This is a genomic window from Bradyrhizobium sp. TM102 (assembly GCF_009176685.1).
In the GTDB taxonomy this organism is placed as follows: Bacteria; Pseudomonadota; Alphaproteobacteria; order Rhizobiales; family Xanthobacteraceae; genus Bradyrhizobium; species Bradyrhizobium ottawaense.
In genome coordinates this window covers 2,337,248-2,355,024 of the sequence record NZ_AP021855.1, presented here as the reverse complement: position 1 = coordinate 2,355,024, position 17,777 = coordinate 2,337,248, and the positions used below count along the sequence as shown (strand labels likewise).

Here is a 17,777-nt window from a genome sequence, read left to right as displayed (position 1 = left end):
CGATGTGTTCCTACCGGCTGGGAATATCTCAAAGGCAACTAGGCCGACTTCCGCACAGCGTCGCTCTCCGCCGCCGTCACATCCAGCCGCCCCAGCATCGCCCTCGCCTGCTCGGCGCAGTGCTCGATCAGCCAGCGCTCGAAGGCAACGGGGGGAAGTGCGGGTGCGTAGAAGAAGCCCTGCACGACGTCGCAGCCGAGCTCGGCCAAAGTCTTGCGCTGGCCTTCGGTCTCGACGCCCTCGGCGACGACGGTCATGCCGAGGCCCTGACCGACGCGCACCACCGCGGTGGCGATCGCAAGCGCGCTGGCGTCACGCTCGATGTCGCGCATAAAACTGCGGTCGATCTTCAATTCGCGGATCGGCAGATGCGCGAGACGGCTGAGGCTGGAATAGCCGGTACCGAAATCGTCCAACGAGAGCCCAACGCCGAGCTCGCGGATCGCGTTCATGGTCTCGAGCGCGGCGACGCCATCCTGCATGAATGCGCCTTCGTTGATCTCCAGCATCAAGGCGTCCGCCGACAGATCGTATTCGGCGAGGATGTCCTTGAGCCGCGCCGCCAGCGTGACGTTGCGGAAATTGATCGGCGACAGGTTGACCGACACGCAAGGGATGTTGAGCCCGGCGCGGCGCCAGCTCGCCATCTGCCGGCAGGCCTCGCGCACCGACCACAGGCCGATCTGCTCGATCAGGCCGCATTCCTCGGCGAGCGGGATAAATTTTGCCGGCGAGACGTCGCCGAGCACGGCATCGCGCCAGCGCGACAGCGCCTCGACGCCGTGGATGGCGCCGTCGCAGCTGCGGATCTGCGGCTGGTAGCTGAGAGTCAGCGCGCCTTCGGCGATGGCACGGCGGAGCGCCGCGATCAGCGCCAGCCGCTGCTCGGTGAGCCCGTTCAATTCGGCGCTGAAGATACGATAGGTCGAGCGGCCCGCCTGCTTGGCCATGTACATGGCGGCATCGGCCTGCTGCATCAGGGTGTCGATGTCGGTGGCGTGGTCGGGATAGAGGCTGATGCCGATGCTGGCCGACATCGGCATCAGCTTCGATCCAAGCTTCAAGGGTGCAGCCAGCGCCTCCGTGATGTCGGCCGCGACGCGCGCGGCGCTCTCGGCGTTGCGTTGCGGGAGCAGGATGACGAACTCGTCGCCGCCGAGCCGTCCCAGCATGTCCTCCGGGCCGATCTGCTCGCGCAGGCGCTGGGCGAGCTGGATCAGGAGCTCGTCGCCGGCGGCATGACCGAGCGTGTCGTTGACGTCCTTGAAATGATCGACGTCGAGGAAAGCGAGCGCGACGTGGCTGCCGGTCGGGCAGGCATCGATCGCCGTGGTGATCAGGTTCCGCAGCTGCGCGCGGTTCGGCAGGCCGGTGAGGATGTCGTGATAGGCGAGCCGCGCGATCTCGGCGCGCGCTTCCTTGCGCTCGATCGCGAAGGCGCCGAGATTGACGCAGGCCTCGACGATACGCCGGTGCCAATTGCTCGGCGCGCGGCTTTCTCGATAGTAGAAGGCGAAGGTCGCAATGACCCGGCCGTCCTTGGCCTTGACCGGGGTCGACCAGCAGGCGCGCAGGCCGATCGCGAGCGGCATGGCCTTGTAGGGCTGCCAGCGCGGATCGGTCTCCAGATCGGTCGCCAGCACCGGTTCGCCGTAGAAGGCGGCGGTGCCGCAGGAGCCGACATCGGGGCCGATGGCCACGCCGTCCAGCGCGCGGGAATAATCATCGGGCAGACTCGGGCCGCCGAGCGGATGGATCAGGCCCGCGGCATCGACATGAAGCAACGAGCAGACCACGTGGGGCGCGATCTCCTCGACGCGACGGCACAGCCTGTCGGCGATCTCGCCGATCGGCACCTCGTCGGCGAGCGCGCCCATGATGAGCTGCTGCAACGAGCGCAGCTGCTTGGTTTCGGTGATGTCCTCGAGCAGCGCGAAGATGTGCCTGACCCGGCCCTTCATGTCGCGGAAGGCATCGATCCGGGCGCAGACCCAGATCTCCTCGCCGTCCTTGTCGTAGGCCAGCACCTCGGCTTCGCCGCGGCGACCGCCATGCATCAGGCGCTTGATGAGCTTCGCGATCGCCTTGCGATCGGTGTGCCGGCCGGCAATCAGCTCGCCTGCGCGGCGTCCCTCGGCCTCCGCGTCAGTGTAGCCGAACAGCGTCGTGAAGGCGGAATTGACGTAGACGATGTTCTGCTCGGTGTCGCTGATGATCACCGCCCGGTTGGTCTGGTCGGAGACGGCGTGGAGAAGTCCGATCCTGACGCGCCGCTCGGCTTCGATGGTGACGTCGCGCGCAAACACGATGTAATGATTGGCGCCGCCGATGGTCACGGAAGACAGCGCGACAGCCGCCCTGATGCGGCTGCCGTCAGGGCGCACGAGACTGATCTCGTCCCGGAGATCGGTCACCTGCTCGGCCTGGAAGCCCTTGAGGGTGAGAATCTCGGCATCGCGACCGAGCACGTCGGTGCGCGCCAGCTTCCAGATGCGCTCCGCGGCGGCGTTGAAATGCGTGATGCGATGGGCGTCATCGACGATGACGACGCCATCCTCGGCGCGTTCGAGCGCGGCTCGCAGCACATCCGGAATTTCAGTGAGACAATCGAAGGCGGACATCGTTTGACCCGGCGATAGCGGGAAAATGCGGCAATCGCTCAGACGCTAACGCTCCGATGGTGTCCAAGACGTTCTTGCTGCGCCATCGCCCCCTCGCCAAGAGGCGGCATGCTTAACGATCCGCGAAAACGACGACGGTATGTTGAAGCGTGCGGAACCTAATCCGCGCCAGTTCCAGCCTTGAGCTTGTGCAGCCGGCCGGCGACGGCCCGCACCTTCCGCGGCGCGGCCTGCCAGATCGAGAGTGCCGACAAGGCGCTCACGATCATCGCGATGGCGAAGGCGAGCGTGTAGTCACCGGTGCGATCGTAGAGGAAACCGGTCACCCACGGTCCGGCCGCACCGCCCGCCAGCGCCGCCAGCATGATCGTGCCGAAGATGCTGCCCTGGTGCTTGCCCTGGAAAATCTCGAACACCACGGCGCCCATGATCGAGGTGAGGCCGTAGCCGAGCGCGCCTTGCGTGAACACCATCACGTAGACCAGCCATAGCGACGGCTGGAACTTCAACGCCATCAGCGCCGCAAAGCAGATCACAAAGCCCGCGCAACTGATCGCCCACACCCATTCCCGCCCGATCCGGTCGGAGACATGGCCGAGCAGGATCTGGCCGGGAATGCCGAGCAGGCTGACGATGCCGAGCGCCCACACCGCGACACCGGGACTGAAGCCGATGTCGAGCAGGAATTTGGTCTGGTGCACCTGCACGGCGTACCAGATGTACAGGCCGCAAAAATAGCCGAGCGCGATCCACCAGAACCGCGCGGTCGCGACGGCACGCTTCAGCGTCCAATCGGTCCCGACCCAGACGGGATCGACGACGTTGGAGATCGGTTCGGCCGCGCCCGCGGCCGAGACGGCATCGCCGTCCGGCTCGAGGCCGATGTCCTGCGGGCGCTTGTGCAGCAGCAGATTGACCGGCGCCAGCACGACCAGGATGAGCAGGCCCATCGCGGTGCAGGCGGTGCGCCAGCCGGTCTGCTCGATCATGTGCTGCACCCAGGGCAGCAACGTCACCGAGCCGATGCCGACGCCGGCGAAAGCGATGCCGATGGCGAAGCCGCGCTTGCGGATGAACCAGTTCGGCAAGAACAGCGACTGGCCGGAATAGCCGAGACACACCGAGCCGGCGCCGACCATGACGCCGATGGTGACATAGAGATGCCAGGGCGCGCTGGTGAGCGGCGCAAGCAGCAGCCCACCGCCCATCAGCACGACGCCGAGCTCCATCACCGCGCGCGGGCCGGCGCGGTCCATCAGGCGGCCGATCAGAGGGCTGACCACGCCCGACACCACGAAGCCGAAGGAGAAGGCGCCCGCGGTGACGCCGCGCTCCCAGCCGAATTCGGAGACGATGGGAGGAAAGAACAGTGAAAAGGCGGTGCGCGCGTTGACGCCAATGGCCATGGTGACGAAGGTCACGGCGACCACGACCCAGCCGTAGAAGAACGGAAGCCGCATATTTGTGTGTTTCATCCCTGGACGGTCCTACCGACCATCCGGGGGTGCCCGGGTCAAGCGAATTCCGCGCATGCCCGTCGGGCGAGATGCGTCAGGGCGATCTCAGGCGGCGTCCCGCCGTGAGGGTTTGGCCGGCGCGTCGAACAGGATCCGCTCGATCGGCTGCGGGCGGCCGAACAGATAGCCTTGCGCGAAATTGACGCCGAGCGCCTTCAGCCGCTCGTACTCCTCGCGGGTCTCGACGCCCTCGGCGGTGACCGACATGTCCAGCCCACGCGCCAGCGTCACGATCGAGGAAATGATGGCGGAGCTGCGCGGCTGCTGGGTGAGGTTGCGGATGAACGACTTGTCGATCTTGATCTTGTCGAACGGGAACGCCGTCAGATAGCTGAGCGAGGAATAGCCGGTGCCGAAATCGTCGAGCGCGAGCTCGACGCCGAGCTGCTTCAGCCGCTGCATGAAGGCGTGGTTCTCGCCACCGCGTTCCAGCAGCACGGATTCCGTGATCTCGATCTCCAGCCGTTGGGGCGGCAGGCCGGAATCGGCGAGCGCCGCGCAGATCACCTCGAACAGCCGGGCTTCCTTGAACTGGATCGGCGACAAATTGACGGCGACCGCGAGGCCGGACGGCCAGCCGGCCGCATCCGCGCAAGCACGCCGCAGCACGAATTCGCCGAGCGGCACGATCAGCCCGGTCTCCTCCGCAAGCGAAATGAACTGGTCCGGCGGAATCAATCCGCGTGTCGGATGCCGCCAGCGCACCAGCGCCTCGAAGCCGCGCCGCGCGCCGCTGAGCGCGTCGACGAACGGCTGGTAATGCACTTCCAGCTGGCACCGCGCGATGGCATCGCGCAGATCCCCCTCCAGCGTGTTGCGCGCCTCCAGCTCCGCTGACATCGCCTCGTCATAGATGGTGAAGCAGTTGCGGCCTGCCGATTTCGAACGGTAGAGCGCAAGGTCGGCCTTCTTCAGCAGCTGCTCCTGATCGCTGCCGTGATCCGGCGCGATGGCGATGCCGATGCTGGTGCCGATCTCGACGCGATGACCGGGCAGCAGGAACGGTTCGGTCAAGAGCTTGGCGATCCGCGCCGCCAGCTCGGTCGAGCAGGCGCGCTGATCGGCGCCGGTTTCCTGGATGATGGCGAACTCGTCGCCGCCGAGCCGCGCCAGCACGTCGTTGGCGCGCACGGCGGATTTCAGCCGCTGCGCCACCTGGCGCAGCAGCGCATCGCCGGCACCGTGACCGAGGGAGTCGTTGACGTTCTTGAAGCGGTCGAGGTCGAGCATCAGGATCGAGAACGGCAGGCCCCTTACGCTCAGCTGGCTGTTCATCTCGTCGAGCCGGGTGAGGAAGAAGGCGCGGTTCGGCAGTCCGGTCAGGATGTCGGTCTGGGCGAGCTCGAGCACCCGCCGGTTCGCCAACGACAGCCGCCGCGAATTGCGGCTTGCGAGCATGAGATAAGTCGACAGTGATAGCGTCAGCAGCAAGCCGACGATCAGCACCGCGCCCGCGCGATCGTAAGTCGTCTCCAGCGGGCCGCCCGCGGTTGGAACCGCCCGCACCTGCCAATCGGTATCGCCGATCTTGAGAGTGCCCGACCAGTGCAGCGCCCGCGCGACGTCCCGCATCGATTGCGGCGCCGTGGCCGCCGAGGAATAATCCGGCAGCATCTGCTCCAGGCTGACGATCTGCGCCGTGAAGGGCGGATAGACGTTCATGCTGACAGCGGGACTTGCCCCGGTGGTGACGCGAATGGCCTGGATCAACAGCGGCAGGTCGAAGACGCCGACCACGAAGCCGGCGAGATTGCGGCGCCGGTCCGCAACCGTCTCACGCGACGTTCCCTTGGCGTAGACGGGAATGGCAACGAGAACGTCGGGCAGCCGGCCCCCCTCCTTCGGCTCGAACAGGCGCGTGCGAATGGCTGCGACCTTGTCGCTGTCGCGCGCGCGCTCCAGCACCGCGCGGCGCTCCGGAACGGTGGCGTAATCCATGCCGTAGACCGGCGAGGTCTTCGGCTGGGTCGAGTAGAACACCGGAAAGTACTCGTCGCTCTGCGGCGCCGTGGCAAAGCCCTCGCTCTGGAGCGACTTGATGCGATAGCCGGACACGCCGTCCGCGATCGCCGCGGTCTCGTATTCGGCGCGCTCCTTGCGGTTGACGCGCGGCAGCCAGGCAATGCGCAGCATGCCGGGATGGCGCTCGAACAGGCGGGCGCTGAAGGTCTCGAACTCGCTGCGGGTGACCTCGTCGTTGGTCGATTCGAACAGCGTGCGCAGCGCGACGAGCCGGGAGATGTATTCGCCCATGCCATTCTGCATGACGATCGCTTCGGTTTCAGCCGCGTTCTCGAACTCGATCCTGTTGACTCGATCCTCCCACCGCGCCACGGCGGCCGCGCCCACGACCGAAAACAGAAGACCGACGCCGACCGCGACGAGCGCAGGGCGATACAGCCCGAGCAGCGGCGCGGCACGCCACCATCCGGTCATACGCCCCCGATCCTGATCGTTCTGATCGCGATCGCCCATCTTGAAGCCGCCGTCCCCCTGTCCGCGACGAACCGAACCTCTGGTTGAGGTGCCGGCGCCGCTATCGGAACAAGACCGCGGTTAAGAACTGCACAATTTCGGAACCCGACCATTCCGCAACGCGTGAATTAGTTAATGAACTGCCCGAATGATCCGGCATTGTGGAAACAAGTTGCCGGTTTTGCCCGGAGTACTACGGGCTGCCGACGCGCCGCCGGTTAGCGAGCTATTCAGGCCCGCAGGAATATGTTGCGCGAGGCTCCTCCCCATCATTCGGCAAGACTTCCCCGATGTATCGATTTCGATCAGCGACATCCCTCGTCCTGACCATCGCGCTCCTCGCCGCGACCATGCTCGCAGCGAGAGCTGACGAGGCCGGCGTCAGCGAGGATGCGATCCTGTTCGGCCAGGCCGCCGCGCTGGAAGGCCCCTCCTCCGCGCTCGGACAGCGCATGCGGCAAGGCATCGTCGCAGCATTCACCGAGATCAACGCCAAGGGCGGGGTCCACGGCCGCAAGCTCCAGCTCATCAGCCGCGACGACGGCTACGACCCCGATCGTTCGGTGGCGCAGACGCTGCACCTGATCGAGGACGACAAGGTGTTCGCGCTGATCGGCGCGGTGGGCACGCCAACCGCGATGGCGACAATCCCGATCACCAGCGCCAGGAACATCCCCTTCATCGGTCCGTTCAGCGGCGCCGAATTCCTGCGCGACCTCGAGCTTGCCAACGTCGTCAACATCCGCGCGAGCTACGGTGCGGAGGCCGAGGCCTGGATCAAGCACCTCACGGAGGATCGCCACTTCACCCGCATCGGCATCTTCTACCAGGACGATTCCTTCGGCCGCGACGGTCTGGTCGGCGTCAAGCGCGCGCTCGCCAAGCGCGGCCTCGAGCTTGCCGCCGAAGGCACGTTCGAGCGCAACACCCGCGCGGTCACCGCAGCCTGGCGGGTGATCAGGCGCGCCGAACCCGAGGCGATCGTGATGGTCGGGACCTATGGTCCCTGCGCGGAGTTCATCAAGCTCGCGCACCGCAGCGGCTTCCATCCGACCTTCGTCAACGTCTCCTTCGTCGGCGCCAATGCGCTGGCCAGGGAGCTCGGTCCCGACGGTGAAGGCGTCATCGTCTCGCAGGTCGTACCGTTTCCATGGGATCGCTCGCTCAAGATCGTCGCCGACTACCAGGCGGCGCAGAAGGCGTTCGATCCGACGCTGACACCGGACTTCGTGTCGCTGGAAGGCTATCTCTCCGGCCGCCTCGCGGCCGCGGCGCTGGAACAGGCCGGGCCGAAGCCAACGCGCGCAAACCTGCTCCGCGCCATCAACGATGTCGGCCGCTTCGACATCAGCGGCAGCGCCGTCACCGTCGGCCTGCGCATGATCGACACGCCGCCGAAGGTGTTCTTGACGGTGATCCAGAAGGACGGAACGTTTAGGGCGGTGGATCGGCTCTAGGGCCGCCGCGTCCATCGCTCGGCGTTGACCGCGCCCGGCGGGATCTCGCCCTTGACGATCGCTTCCACCTGCCGAACCGTCTCCAGCGACTGATATTCGATCGCCTGCGGCGTCAGCCCGCCGACATGCGGCGTCGCGATGACGTTGGGGAGCTTCGCCAGCTCCGGCGTCGGCATCTGATCAGGCGCGCGGCCGACGTCCATCGCCGCGCCGGCGATTTGGCCATCGCGCAACGCCCGCGCCAGCGCCGCCTCGTCGACCAGATTGCCGCGCGAGAGATTAATGAAAACGGCATGCTTCTGCATGCGCGCCAACGCCGCCGCGCCGATCAGGTTCTCGGTCTGCTCGTTGGCGATCGCAAGGCAGACGACGTAATCCGACGCGGCGAGCAGCTCGTCGAGGCCGACCTGCCGGATCGCGGCATCGTTGACGGTCGCGAAGGGATCGGAGACCAGCACCTCCATGCGCAGCACTTTTGCGACCTCGGCGAGATAGCGCCCGATGCTGCCGTAACCGATGATGCCGATCCGGCTGCCGGCGAGCTGGCGGCCCATCCGCGCCTCGGGCTTGCGACCGGCCTGGTAGTCCGCCGTCGCCCGCGAGACGCCGCGGGAGAGATCGACCATGAAGCCGATCGCGAGCTCGGCCACCGCCTGAACGAAGCCGGGGCCGGCCCGGGTCACGAGCACGCCGGCCTTTGATGCCGCCTCGACGTCAACGTTGCGGATGTCGACGGCACAGCGGACGAAGGCCCGCAGACGCGGCAGCTGCGCAAAAATCTCGCCGCGCCCTTCGGTCATGCGATCGGCGACGATGATGTCGGCATCTTTCGCGGCGCGCACGAGGCCGGCGGCGTCCAGGGTTTCGTCGCTCTCGTGCAGGATCACCTCGGCGGCCGCGCGCAGGCCGCTCAGGCTGCGATCGCCATAGTAATTGCGCCGCATCTCCGGCGTGTGAGCGAGCAGAACCTTCACGACAAAACTCCTTCAGTAACCGAATGCCCGCGGCAGCGCGGTCGACAGCCATGGCACGAAGGCGATGACGAGCAGGCAGAGGAACAACAGGCCGAGATAGCCCATGATCGGCTTCACCGTCTGCTCGATCGGCACGTTGCCGATCAGGCAGGCACCGTAAAGGCCGAGCCCGAGCGGCGGCGCGAACAAACCGATGCCCATGGCGATGACCAGCACGACGCCGAAATGCAGGGGATCGACGCCGAGCTGCACGGCCACCGGCAACAGCAGCGGCCCGAAGATGATCAGCGCGGCGGCGCCCTCCAGCACCGAGCCCATCACGATCAGCACGGCGATCGCGAGCAGGATGAAAAGCCAGACGCCTGAGGTCTTCGACAAACCGAGCATGAAATCGCCGACCGCATGCGGCACCTGCTGCAAGGTCAGCGTGAACGCGAGCGACTGCGCGGCGGCGACGATGAACAGCACGAGACCGGCGCGCGTCGCCGCCTGCACGAAGCTGTGCGCGGCCGATTTGAAGCTGAGCTCGCGGAACACCACGCTGCCGACGACGAGCGCATAGGCCACCGCGAAGGCCGAGATCTCGGTCGCGGTGGCAAAGCCGCTCTTGAAGCCGAAGAAGATCATGAAGATCAGGCCGAACGAGGCGATCGCGCCGCTCCACAGCCCCGACACCGGCATCTGCGGCTCGACGTCCTCGACCTTGTCCGGCCGCTTGCCGAAGATGATGGACACCGCAATCAGCACCAGCGCCATCAGCGCCGACGGCAAGAGCCCCGCAACGAACAGGCCGCCGATCGACAAATTGGCCACAAAGCCCAGAATGATCAGGTTGATACAGGGCGGGATGGTCTCCGCCATCACCGCGGACGCCGCCAGCAGCGCCACTGCGCCGCCGGGGTTCTGCTTCGAGCGGCGCGCCGCCGGGATCAGCACCGAGCCGACCGCGGCGACATCGGCCATCTTCGAGCCCGAGATGCCCGAGAACAGCACCATCGACGCCACCATCACGACGTTCAGTCCGCCGCGCATGCGGCCGACCCCGCGCTGCAACAGCTCGATCAGGCGCACCGACATGCCGTTGGCTTCCATGAGATAGCCGACGAGGATGAAGAACGGGATCGCAAGCAGCACGAAATTGTCGATGCCGCGCGCCATCTGCTGGGCGAAGATGACGCCGGGCAGCGCGCCCTCGACCCAGATGAAGATGAGCGCGGCAAGCGCCAGCGCAAAGCCGATCGGCAATCCGCCGAACAGCGTCACGAAGAAGCCGATCAGCATCAAGGTGCCCGCCGACGGCACCGAGGACGGCGACAGATAATCCCAGGCGAGATAGAGCCCGGTGACGACGATGATCGCAACGATCCCCCTGACGATATCGGGAAGCGGCCTCGCGCAGAGATGGTCGATGGCGAACACCGTCATGAACAGCGCGCCGACGCCCATCGGATAGAACGTCAGCTCCAGCGGCAGGCCGGAACCGGTGGTCTGGCCTGCAGTCAATGAGCCCAGCTTGATGGCATTATAGGCGACGTAACCCGAGATCAGCACCACCAGCAGAGCGCCGGCGGCATCGACCAGCGCGCGCAGGCGCAGCGGCAGGAGATCGCGGAAGAACGACACGCCGACATTCTCGCCGCGCGCGAGCGCGCTCGCCGCGCCGAAGAAGGCCGAACCGACCATCAGCCCGCGCGCGACGTCGTCGGACCATTCGACCGGCGCGTTGAAGAAGAAACGCAGCAGCACCGAGACGCAGACCACCACGAGATCGGCGGCGAGCAGGATGGCCGCGATCGCGTCGCTGAGCTGAAGCAGCAGGGCGATGCTGCCGTGGCGGCCGGCCGAAACGGGCACGGCGGCCGTCACCACCATCTCAGACCTGGCCATCAGGCTTGCGTCGCGCGGATGATGTCGATGACGGCCTTGGATTCCGGCCGGGCCTTGATGAAGTTCTCGGTCTGCGGCGCGACCCGCTTCTTGAAGGCCTCGCGGTCGCATTCGGCAACCGTCACGCCCTTCTCGGTCAAGGCCGCCAGCGCCTCCTTCTCGACCGCAAGCCCATGGGCACGCGTGTCGGCCGCGGCCTTCTTCGCAGCATCGAGAAAGCCCTCGCGCAGCTTCGGGTCCATGCGGTTGTAGGTCATGTCGCTGAAGTAGATCGCAAGCGGCGAGAAATTGTGCTGCGTCAGGGCGTAGAATTTCGCCGTCTCGAAGAACTTGCTGGCCAGGATCGTCGGCGGATCGTGCTCCAGGCCGTCAAGCACGCCGGCCTGCAAGGCCGTATAGATTTCGCCGAAGGCCAGCGGCGTCGCGGCGGCGCCCATCAGCCGCAGGCATTCCGTGATGACGGGGTTCGGCAGCGTCCTGATCTTGAGGCCGGCGAGATCTTCCGGCGTTTTCACCGGCTTCTTCGCCAATACGCTGCGCGAGCCGAAATTATAGGCCCAGGCGATGATGCGGATGTTGCCGCCCTTGAGCAGGGCGTCCTCGATCGGCTTGGCGGCGCCGGCATCGAACGCCTTGGTCTGCTGCGGGAAGCTGGAGAACAGAAAGCCGAGATCGTAGGTGCCGACCAGCGGCACCAGATTGGCCGAGATCGAGGAGCCTGACACCATGAGATCAATGACGCCGAGCTTCACCGAGTTGATGACGTCGATCTCCTGGCCGAGTTGGTTGTCGGGGAAGAACGCGACCTCGACTTGCTCGCCGAGCCCGTTACCCTTCAAATTCTTGACGAGGTTGTCGTAGTAGACGCGGCCGTTGGCGAACTTGGGATCGTTCGGCAGCGAGGAGGAGCATTTCAGCTTGAGCGTCGCGGCTTCGGCGCGGCCGATGATGGCGGGGGAGAGCACGAGGCCGGCGGTGACCGCCGCCGATGACTTGATGAACGCGCGACGGTTCACGGGCACGATGGTCATGGTGCGGTCTCTCCCACATTATTTTTTGTTCGCCGCGGTCGTTGCCGTGGCCTGTTGCGTGGACTGTATGGCCAAAGCGACGGCGCAGGCAAGCGTGGCGGCCGGCCGCCACAGAGCGCGCCCGCGGCGCGTTCCGTCAGTCCGCGAGCGCTCCAGAACGACTGTGATTCCCGGCATTTGCGATGCGGATCGGCCTGCGGCCTCATCTGCGCGAGGGCGCTTTCGCGTAGACTTGGCATCGATCCAATTGGAGCATGGATCAATGCGCAATTCACATGGATGTGCCCAGAACGATGCCCTTCCAGCTCCGGCAAACGTTCTGCCCCATTTTGCCGCACGCCGAGCGTGATCCAGTGCACAGACAGGCGCATGGCGGCCCCCTAGAAAAAGTGACATCATCGCGCGTATTGCCGATGGAGGTGACATCATGCGCCGTCCAGCCCTTCCCAATTTGCTTCTTGCTTCCGGTTTTCTTGCGCTCGCACAGTTGATGACACCGACGATGGCCGCGGCCGAAGCGCGGCTCGCGCTGGTGATCGGCCAATCCGCCTATCGCACCGTGCCCGAGTTGCCCAACGCCGCCAACGACGCCAAGGGCATGACGGAGCTGCTCGGCAATGCCGGCTTCACCGTCACCACGGCCGCCAACCTGGCGCAGAACGAGATGCGCGCGGCGATCTCGGATTTCGCCGGCAAGGTCAGCGCCAGCGGCGCCGACACGGTGGCATTGGTGTTTTATGCCGGCCATGGCCTGCAGATCGACGGCGAGAATTATCTGGTGCCGGTCGATCTCGATCCCAAGCGCGAGGCCGACATTCCGCTCCAGGGCGTGCGGCTGAACGACATGCTCAACACGCTCGGCGCGCTGCCGACGCGGGCGCGCATCTTCATGCTCGATGCCTGCCGCAACAATCCGTTCCCGGCGCTCAGCGGCGCCGGCCACGGGCTTGCGATCGTCGACACCAAGGCCGGCGCGCCGGGCTCCTTCATCTCCTATTCAACCTCGCCCGGCGCCGAGGCCGAGGACGGCAGTGGCATCGACAGCCCCTACACCACGGCAGCGCTGACCGTTGCCAAGCAGCCCAATCTACCGATCGAGGAAGTGTTCAAGCGCATCCGCGTCGCCGTCGCGCAATCGACCGACGGACGGCAGATCCCCTGGGAAAGCTCCTCGCTGACAACCGACTTCAAGTTCTTCGGCGAGAGCAGCGGCAGCCAGCCGGCCATGCCGGGCGCCTCCTCGATGGCGCTCGCCAGCGGCACGCGCAGCGTCGAGGACTGGCGCAGGGACTTGCAGGGCAAGCCGGCCATGGTCGCCTATGAACTCGTCATCACCGACGACACGGTGCCGGCGTATCAGGCCTATATCGAGCTCTACGCTCAGGACACCCGCACGCCGCGCGTGCGCACGGTGCTGGAACGGCGACGCCAGATGCTGGCCTGGGAACGCGCAACTGCGATCAACACCCGCGCTTCGTTCGAGGCCTATCTCGCCAACTGGGACAACAGCGATCTCGCGGCAACCGCGCGCAGGCTGCTGCTCCGCGTGCAGAACCGCAACTACGGCGTCCCCATCGCCGCCGCAGCGACCCCGGTCGCCGTCGCGATGGGCCCGACCTGCCCGTGCTCGACGCCGTCGAGCCCGGCAACGCCGGTCACTCCGAGCGTCGCGCCCGTGATCAAGAAGCGCGTCGACGACACCCCGCCCAAGCGCAAGGTGGTCGAGACACCGCCGAAGCGCCGCCCGCCGCCCGAGGAAGTGGTCTACGAGCGCGCGCCGCCCCCCGGCCCGCCGCCCGGCGCCGTGATGCAGGGTATCGGCATCGGAATCGGGATCGGCATGGGAATGGGCGGCCGCGGCGGCGGCGACCATTATCGCGGCGACTACCGCAGATACTGAGACTGTCCGGCATAGACATTGATCCGGCTCGCGCCCGACGCGCGAGCCGGATCTACTGCGCCAGCGCCGGATAGTCGTGTTGGACGGCCTCCCGGATCCAGCCCGCCTGGATCGCGCGAAACAGGATCTGCGCCGTCTTGATATCATTTGCCTTCACGCAGAGGTCGACGATGCGGCGGACCGCATCGTCGCGCATCAGATCGTCTGCGATCTTCATCGCAATTTCCATCGCGACGCGGGCTGCACGTTCAAAGCGCTCACGTTCGCGCTTATCAGCCTGTGCGGAGCCTCCGACAGCCTCCGCGCCCGCTCTCGCAGCCTCGCAGATGTTACGAATGCGCTCCGCCGCGTCGATATCGCCGATCGGTCCCTGGATCGGCTCATCCCAGATGTCGGCCGGCTGCCGCCTTGCAAACCACTTCATTGCCCCACCCGTGGCCTTTATTGGCTTGCACTATTCAGGACGTGCGGCGCGGCCCGATCGCCTCGAACTGCGCCTTCTGCTCGTCGTTGAGCGTGGCGTAGAAATCATCGAGCGCCGCGCGCACCGACTTGATCCCGTCCAGCATCGCATCGAGCCGTTTGCGGATTGTGGCCATGCGTGCCGGCGGTGTCATCACATCATTGGGCTCGCAGCCCGCCTTGAGCGATGCGCTGACCTTGGCGCTGGTATCCTGGAGCACCTGGAGCGCCGCACGCTGGGTGTCGCTCGGACGAAGCCTCTCATCGATCGCAGCACCGGGCCAATCGAACGCGGCGGTCACATTGCAAGACTGCACCGACGCTTCCCTCGCATTGTTCGGTGCCGTCGCACGACGCTGATCCTCGGCCAGCGCATTGAAGCGCGCCTTCTGCTCGTCGTTCAACGAGCCATAGAATTGGTCGAGCGCGGGCTGGACCAGCTCGACAGCCTTCTGCATCGCCTCGATGCGCTGCTGCATCGCTGCGAGCCGGCCGGGCGCCGTCGCTGCGGCCTGCGTCGGACAGGATGTGCGGATCAGCGCTGCCGCGTCGACTGAGGCATTGCCGAGCGCATCGAGAGCGGCGCCCTGCGCATCTGTCGGCTGCACCGCGGATGCGATCTGATCGATCGGTAGTCCGGCGATGGCACGGCGGTCACTGCCGCAGAGCTGATCGAGCGGTGCGCTACGCGCCCGTCGTCGTCCCTGCGGTTGCTGCGGCAGATAGGCCGACAGGCGATCATAGCCATAGGGGCCGAAAATGCCTGCATAGATGTCCGGATAGCCGTACCCCCAGAAGCCGAGCCCGTCGCCCCAGATCGTGTAGTCGTAAAGGTCGTTATAGGCGAACGGCCAGAACAGCGGCCCGACCCAGCCATAGCCGCCGCCCGCATGCTGCCACCATCCGCTGCTTGCGCCGCTCCAGCCGGCCAATGCGGCTGCTGCCACGATCTGTGTACGCGCTGCCGGATTGCTGATCAGCCGGCCGTTCCGGAATGCGCTGGTGTTCAGGGCATTGCGGAAGCTCGCGGGGCGGATCGCCGCATTGCGGATCTGACCGAAGTTGGGCCCGCCGCGTCGGACCCCGGACGTGAACCGCATGCCGCGATGATGCCCGCCGGCATGCCCATGTCCACCGCCGTGGCCACGGAAATGTCCGCCGCCGTGATGGCCACCGCCATGCCCGCCTCCATGGCCGCCTCCATGGCCACCGCCATGTCCGCCCTTCGCCAGAGCCGCGCCCGCCAGCATGCAGGCAAGCGCCATCGCGGCAATTCCAATGACCGGTCGCACCATCGCATCCTCCCGCAGAGCCGCGCCATTGAGGCATCGGAACTTGGCGGGAATTGGAACCGACAGGATTGCCGAAAGTTCCCGCCCCCCGACCGGTGGACGGCATGGGCCCTGCGGCGGCTTTGTTGTGCCGAAGGCCTACGCCTCCGGCACGATCTTGCCGGGGTTGAAGATGTTGAGCGGATCGAGTGCCTTCTTCAGTGCCCGCATCGCATCGAGCGCCTCGGGGCCGAGTTCCGCCTTAAGGTATTTCTGCTTGCCCTGGCCGATGCCGTGCTCGCCGGTGCAGGTGCCGTCCATCGCCTGCGCGCGCTCGACCAGGCGATGCATGAACTCTTCGCCGCGCGCCATCTCGGCCGCGTCGTTGGTGTCGCAGACCAGCGAGCAATGGAAATTGCCGTCGCCGACATGGCCGACGATCGGCGACAACAGATTGAGGCGCTTGAGATCTTCCTCGGTCTCGCTGACGCAATCGGCAAGCCGCGAGATCGGCACGCAGACGTCGGTTGCGACCACGCCGATGCTGTCGCCGGGCCGCAGCGCCTTCACCGACCAATAGGCGTCGTGCCGCGCCTGCCACAGCTTCGTGCGATCCTCCGGCTTGGTGGTCCAGGAGAATTCGCCGCCGCCGCAATCCCTCGCAATCTCACCGAACGCCTTGGACTGCTCGGCGACCTCGATCTCGCTGCCGTGGAATTCCATCAGGAGCAGCGGCGTCTCCGGCAGCGTCAGCTTCGAATAGGCGTTACAGGCTTGCACCTGCGCGGCATTGAGAAGCTCGATGCGCGCCACGGGAATGCCGGTCTGGATCGCCAGGATCACGGCCTGACAGGCCCCGTGCACGCTCTCGAACGACACCGCACCGGCCGCGATCGTCTCGGGGATGCCGCGCAGGCGGATGGTCAATTCCGAGATGATGCCGAGCGTGCCTTCGGCGCCGACGAACAGATGGGTGAGGTCGTAGCCGGCGGATGACTTCTTGGCGCGCGTGCCCGTGGTGATGATCTCGCCGTCGCCGCGCACCACCTTCAGCGCCAGCACGCTCTCGCGGATGGTGCCGTAGCGCACTGCATTGGTGCCGGAGGCGCGGGTCGAGGCCATGCCGCCGAGCGAGGCATCCGCGCCGGGATCGATCGGGAAGAACAGGCCCTGGTCGCGTAGATGCTCGTTGAGCGCCTTGCGGGTGACGCCGGGCTGGATCACGCAGTCGAGGTCCTCGGCGTGGACCGCGAGCACCTTATTCATGTCACGCAGGTCGATCGAGATACCGCCGGCCGGCGCGTTGACCTGGCCCTCGAGCGAGGTGCCGGTGCCGAAAGGAATGACGGGGACACGGTTCTTGGCGCAGATCCGCACCACGTCCTGGATGTCGGCGGTCTCCTGCGCCATTACCACGCCATCAGGCGGCTGGTTGGGAATCCAGGTGGTGGTATGGCCGTGCTGCTCGCGCACGGCCTGCGAGGTGATGAGGCGGTTGCCGAAGCGTGCGGCAAGCTGCTCCAGTGCGCTCGCGAGGGCTTTCGGCTCCGGCCGCGGCGGATTATTGGTGATGGTCGTACCCACGGAATTCCTCCCGACAGAAGAACCGTGGCAAAGGACATAAAACCGGTCAAGTCAAGCGACCGGACGCATAGCTGGAAGAAAACATGCCGGAGACTGCCGCCTCAGCGCCCCAAGCACAGCCATTCCGCGCCTCGATCATGCAGATCGAGCCGCAATGGATCGATTATAACGGCCATCTCAACATGGCCTATTACAACGTGATGTTCGACCGCGCGATCGACCAGCTCTGGGCCGAGCTCGGCATCGGGCCGACTTACATGAAGGAACGCCACGGCTCGACCTTCACCGCCGAATGCCACGTGCGTTACTTGCGCGAAATCCACCTCGGCGATCCCGTGCAGATCTTGGTCTGGCTGCTGGAGGCCGACGACAAGCGGCTGCACACGTTCGAGGAGATGCGGCACGCAAGCGAAGGCTGGCTGTCGGCGACGTCCGAGAACATGTCGCTTCATATGGACATGAACTCGCGCAAGGTTGCGCCTTTTCCGCCGGATATAAGCGAGCGCATCGCTGCGGTCACAAGGGCCCACAGCGCGGTCTCGCGCCCCGAGGGCATCGGCCGCAACGTGGCGATGCCCTCGAGGCGGTAGCGCGTGAT

12 protein-coding genes are annotated in these 17,777 nt (G+C 66.1%); 3 read left to right on the top strand and 9 right to left on the bottom strand.

The features are described from left to right. Positions 1-38: 38 nt before the first annotated feature. The 3 genes from GDN70_RS11065 to GDN70_RS11055 form a co-directional block, all read right to left on the bottom strand. Entirely contained in the window at positions 39-2,621 is a 2,583-nt protein-coding gene (locus tag GDN70_RS11065) for an EAL domain-containing protein (RefSeq protein WP_152102512.1), read from the bottom strand. A 158-nt stretch (positions 2,622-2,779) separates the two neighbouring features. Then, positions 2,780-4,081 (bottom strand): MFS transporter, encoded by a 1,302-nt coding sequence (locus tag GDN70_RS11060; RefSeq protein WP_028145482.1) that lies wholly within the window; start codon positions 4,079-4,081, stop codon positions 2,780-2,782. Between the two features lie 102 nt (positions 4,082-4,183). Beyond that, positions 4,184-6,574 carry an EAL domain-containing protein gene (locus tag GDN70_RS11055; protein WP_038971219.1) on the bottom strand — a complete coding sequence of 797 codons (2,391 nt, stop codon included), beginning with the start codon at positions 6,572-6,574 and terminating at the stop codon, positions 4,184-4,186. Between the two features lie 329 nt (positions 6,575-6,903). On the opposite strand from GDN70_RS11055, the gene GDN70_RS11050 reads away from it, so the two are divergent. Continuing rightward, positions 6,904-8,070 (top strand): ABC transporter substrate-binding protein, encoded by a 1,167-nt coding sequence (locus GDN70_RS11050; protein ID WP_038971220.1) that lies wholly within the window; start codon positions 6,904-6,906, stop codon positions 8,068-8,070. Here the strand turns inward: GDN70_RS11050 and GDN70_RS11045 are convergent. From GDN70_RS11045 to GDN70_RS11035, 3 genes are read right to left on the bottom strand one after another with little or no spacing between them, the layout of a single operon-like run. Continuing rightward, positions 8,067-9,044 (bottom strand): hydroxyacid dehydrogenase, encoded by a 978-nt coding sequence (locus tag GDN70_RS11045; RefSeq protein ID WP_038971221.1) that lies wholly within the window; start codon positions 9,042-9,044, stop codon positions 8,067-8,069. The two genes, GDN70_RS11050 and GDN70_RS11045, sit on opposite strands and share 4 nt — an antisense overlap. 12 nt (positions 9,045-9,056) lie before the next feature. Then, entirely contained in the window at positions 9,057-10,931 is a 1,875-nt protein-coding gene (locus GDN70_RS11040) for a TRAP transporter large permease subunit (protein WP_028145486.1), read from the bottom strand. Then, complete coding sequence (locus GDN70_RS11035) at positions 10,931-11,962, bottom strand: TRAP transporter substrate-binding protein (RefSeq protein WP_028145487.1); 1,032 nt, start codon at positions 11,960-11,962, stop codon at positions 10,931-10,933. Before GDN70_RS11035 ends, GDN70_RS11040 begins: the two co-directional genes overlap by 1 nt. Positions 11,963-12,389: 427 nt before the next feature. Between GDN70_RS11035 and GDN70_RS11030 the strand changes: the two genes are divergently transcribed. Then, entirely contained in the window at positions 12,390-13,862 is a 1,473-nt protein-coding gene (locus tag GDN70_RS11030; protein WP_038971222.1) for a caspase family protein, read from the top strand. A 52-nt stretch (positions 13,863-13,914) separates the two neighbouring features. On the opposite strand, the gene GDN70_RS11025 is transcribed toward GDN70_RS11030, so the two are convergent. From GDN70_RS11025 to GDN70_RS11015, 3 genes are all read right to left on the bottom strand, one after another. Then, positions 13,915-14,286, bottom strand: coding sequence for a hypothetical protein (locus tag GDN70_RS11025; RefSeq protein WP_028145489.1), 372 nt, complete (start codon positions 14,284-14,286; stop codon positions 13,915-13,917). Positions 14,287-14,320: 34 nt separating this feature from the next. Continuing rightward, positions 14,321-15,619, bottom strand: a complete 1,299-nt coding sequence (locus GDN70_RS11020; protein ID WP_095426086.1) for a Spy/CpxP family protein refolding chaperone — start codon at positions 15,617-15,619, stop codon at positions 14,321-14,323. Positions 15,620-15,754: 135 nt separating this feature from the next. Further along, on the bottom strand, positions 15,755-17,179 hold the full coding sequence (locus tag GDN70_RS11015; RefSeq protein WP_028145491.1) for an FAD-binding oxidoreductase: 1,425 nt from the start codon (positions 17,177-17,179) through the stop codon (positions 15,755-15,757). Between the two features lie 83 nt (positions 17,180-17,262). Here GDN70_RS11015 and GDN70_RS11010 point away from each other — a divergent pair, with 83 nt between their 5' ends. Beyond that, a complete protein-coding gene (locus GDN70_RS11010; protein ID WP_038971225.1) occupies positions 17,263-17,769 on the top strand; it encodes a thioesterase family protein in 507 nt (168 codons plus the stop codon). The last annotated feature ends 8 nt before the right edge of the window (positions 17,770-17,777 follow it).

Coding starts and splice junctions, on each gene's coding strand:
- GDN70_RS11065 (WP_152102512.1), bottom strand. CDS start 2,621: ATGTCCGCCTTCGATTGTCTCACTGAAATTCCGGATGTGCTGCGAGCC.
- GDN70_RS11060 (WP_028145482.1), bottom strand. CDS start 4,081: ATGCGGCTTCCGTTCTTCTACGGCTGGGTCGTGGTCGCCGTGACCTTC.
- GDN70_RS11055 (WP_038971219.1), bottom strand. CDS start 6,574: ATGACCGGATGGTGGCGTGCCGCGCCGCTGCTCGGGCTGTATCGCCCT.
- GDN70_RS11050 (WP_038971220.1), top strand. CDS start 6,904: ATGTATCGATTTCGATCAGCGACATCCCTCGTCCTGACCATCGCGCTC.
- GDN70_RS11040 (WP_028145486.1), bottom strand. CDS start 10,931: ATGGCCAGGTCTGAGATGGTGGTGACGGCCGCCGTGCCCGTTTCGGCC.
- GDN70_RS11035 (WP_028145487.1), bottom strand. CDS start 11,962: ATGACCATCGTGCCCGTGAACCGTCGCGCGTTCATCAAGTCATCGGCG.
- GDN70_RS11030 (WP_038971222.1), top strand. CDS start 12,390: ATGCGCCGTCCAGCCCTTCCCAATTTGCTTCTTGCTTCCGGTTTTCTT.
- GDN70_RS11025 (WP_028145489.1), bottom strand. CDS start 14,286: ATGAAGTGGTTTGCAAGGCGGCAGCCGGCCGACATCTGGGATGAGCCG.
- GDN70_RS11020 (WP_095426086.1), bottom strand. CDS start 15,619: ATGGTGCGACCGGTCATTGGAATTGCCGCGATGGCGCTTGCCTGCATG.
- GDN70_RS11010 (WP_038971225.1), top strand. CDS start 17,263: ATGCCGGAGACTGCCGCCTCAGCGCCCCAAGCACAGCCATTCCGCGCC.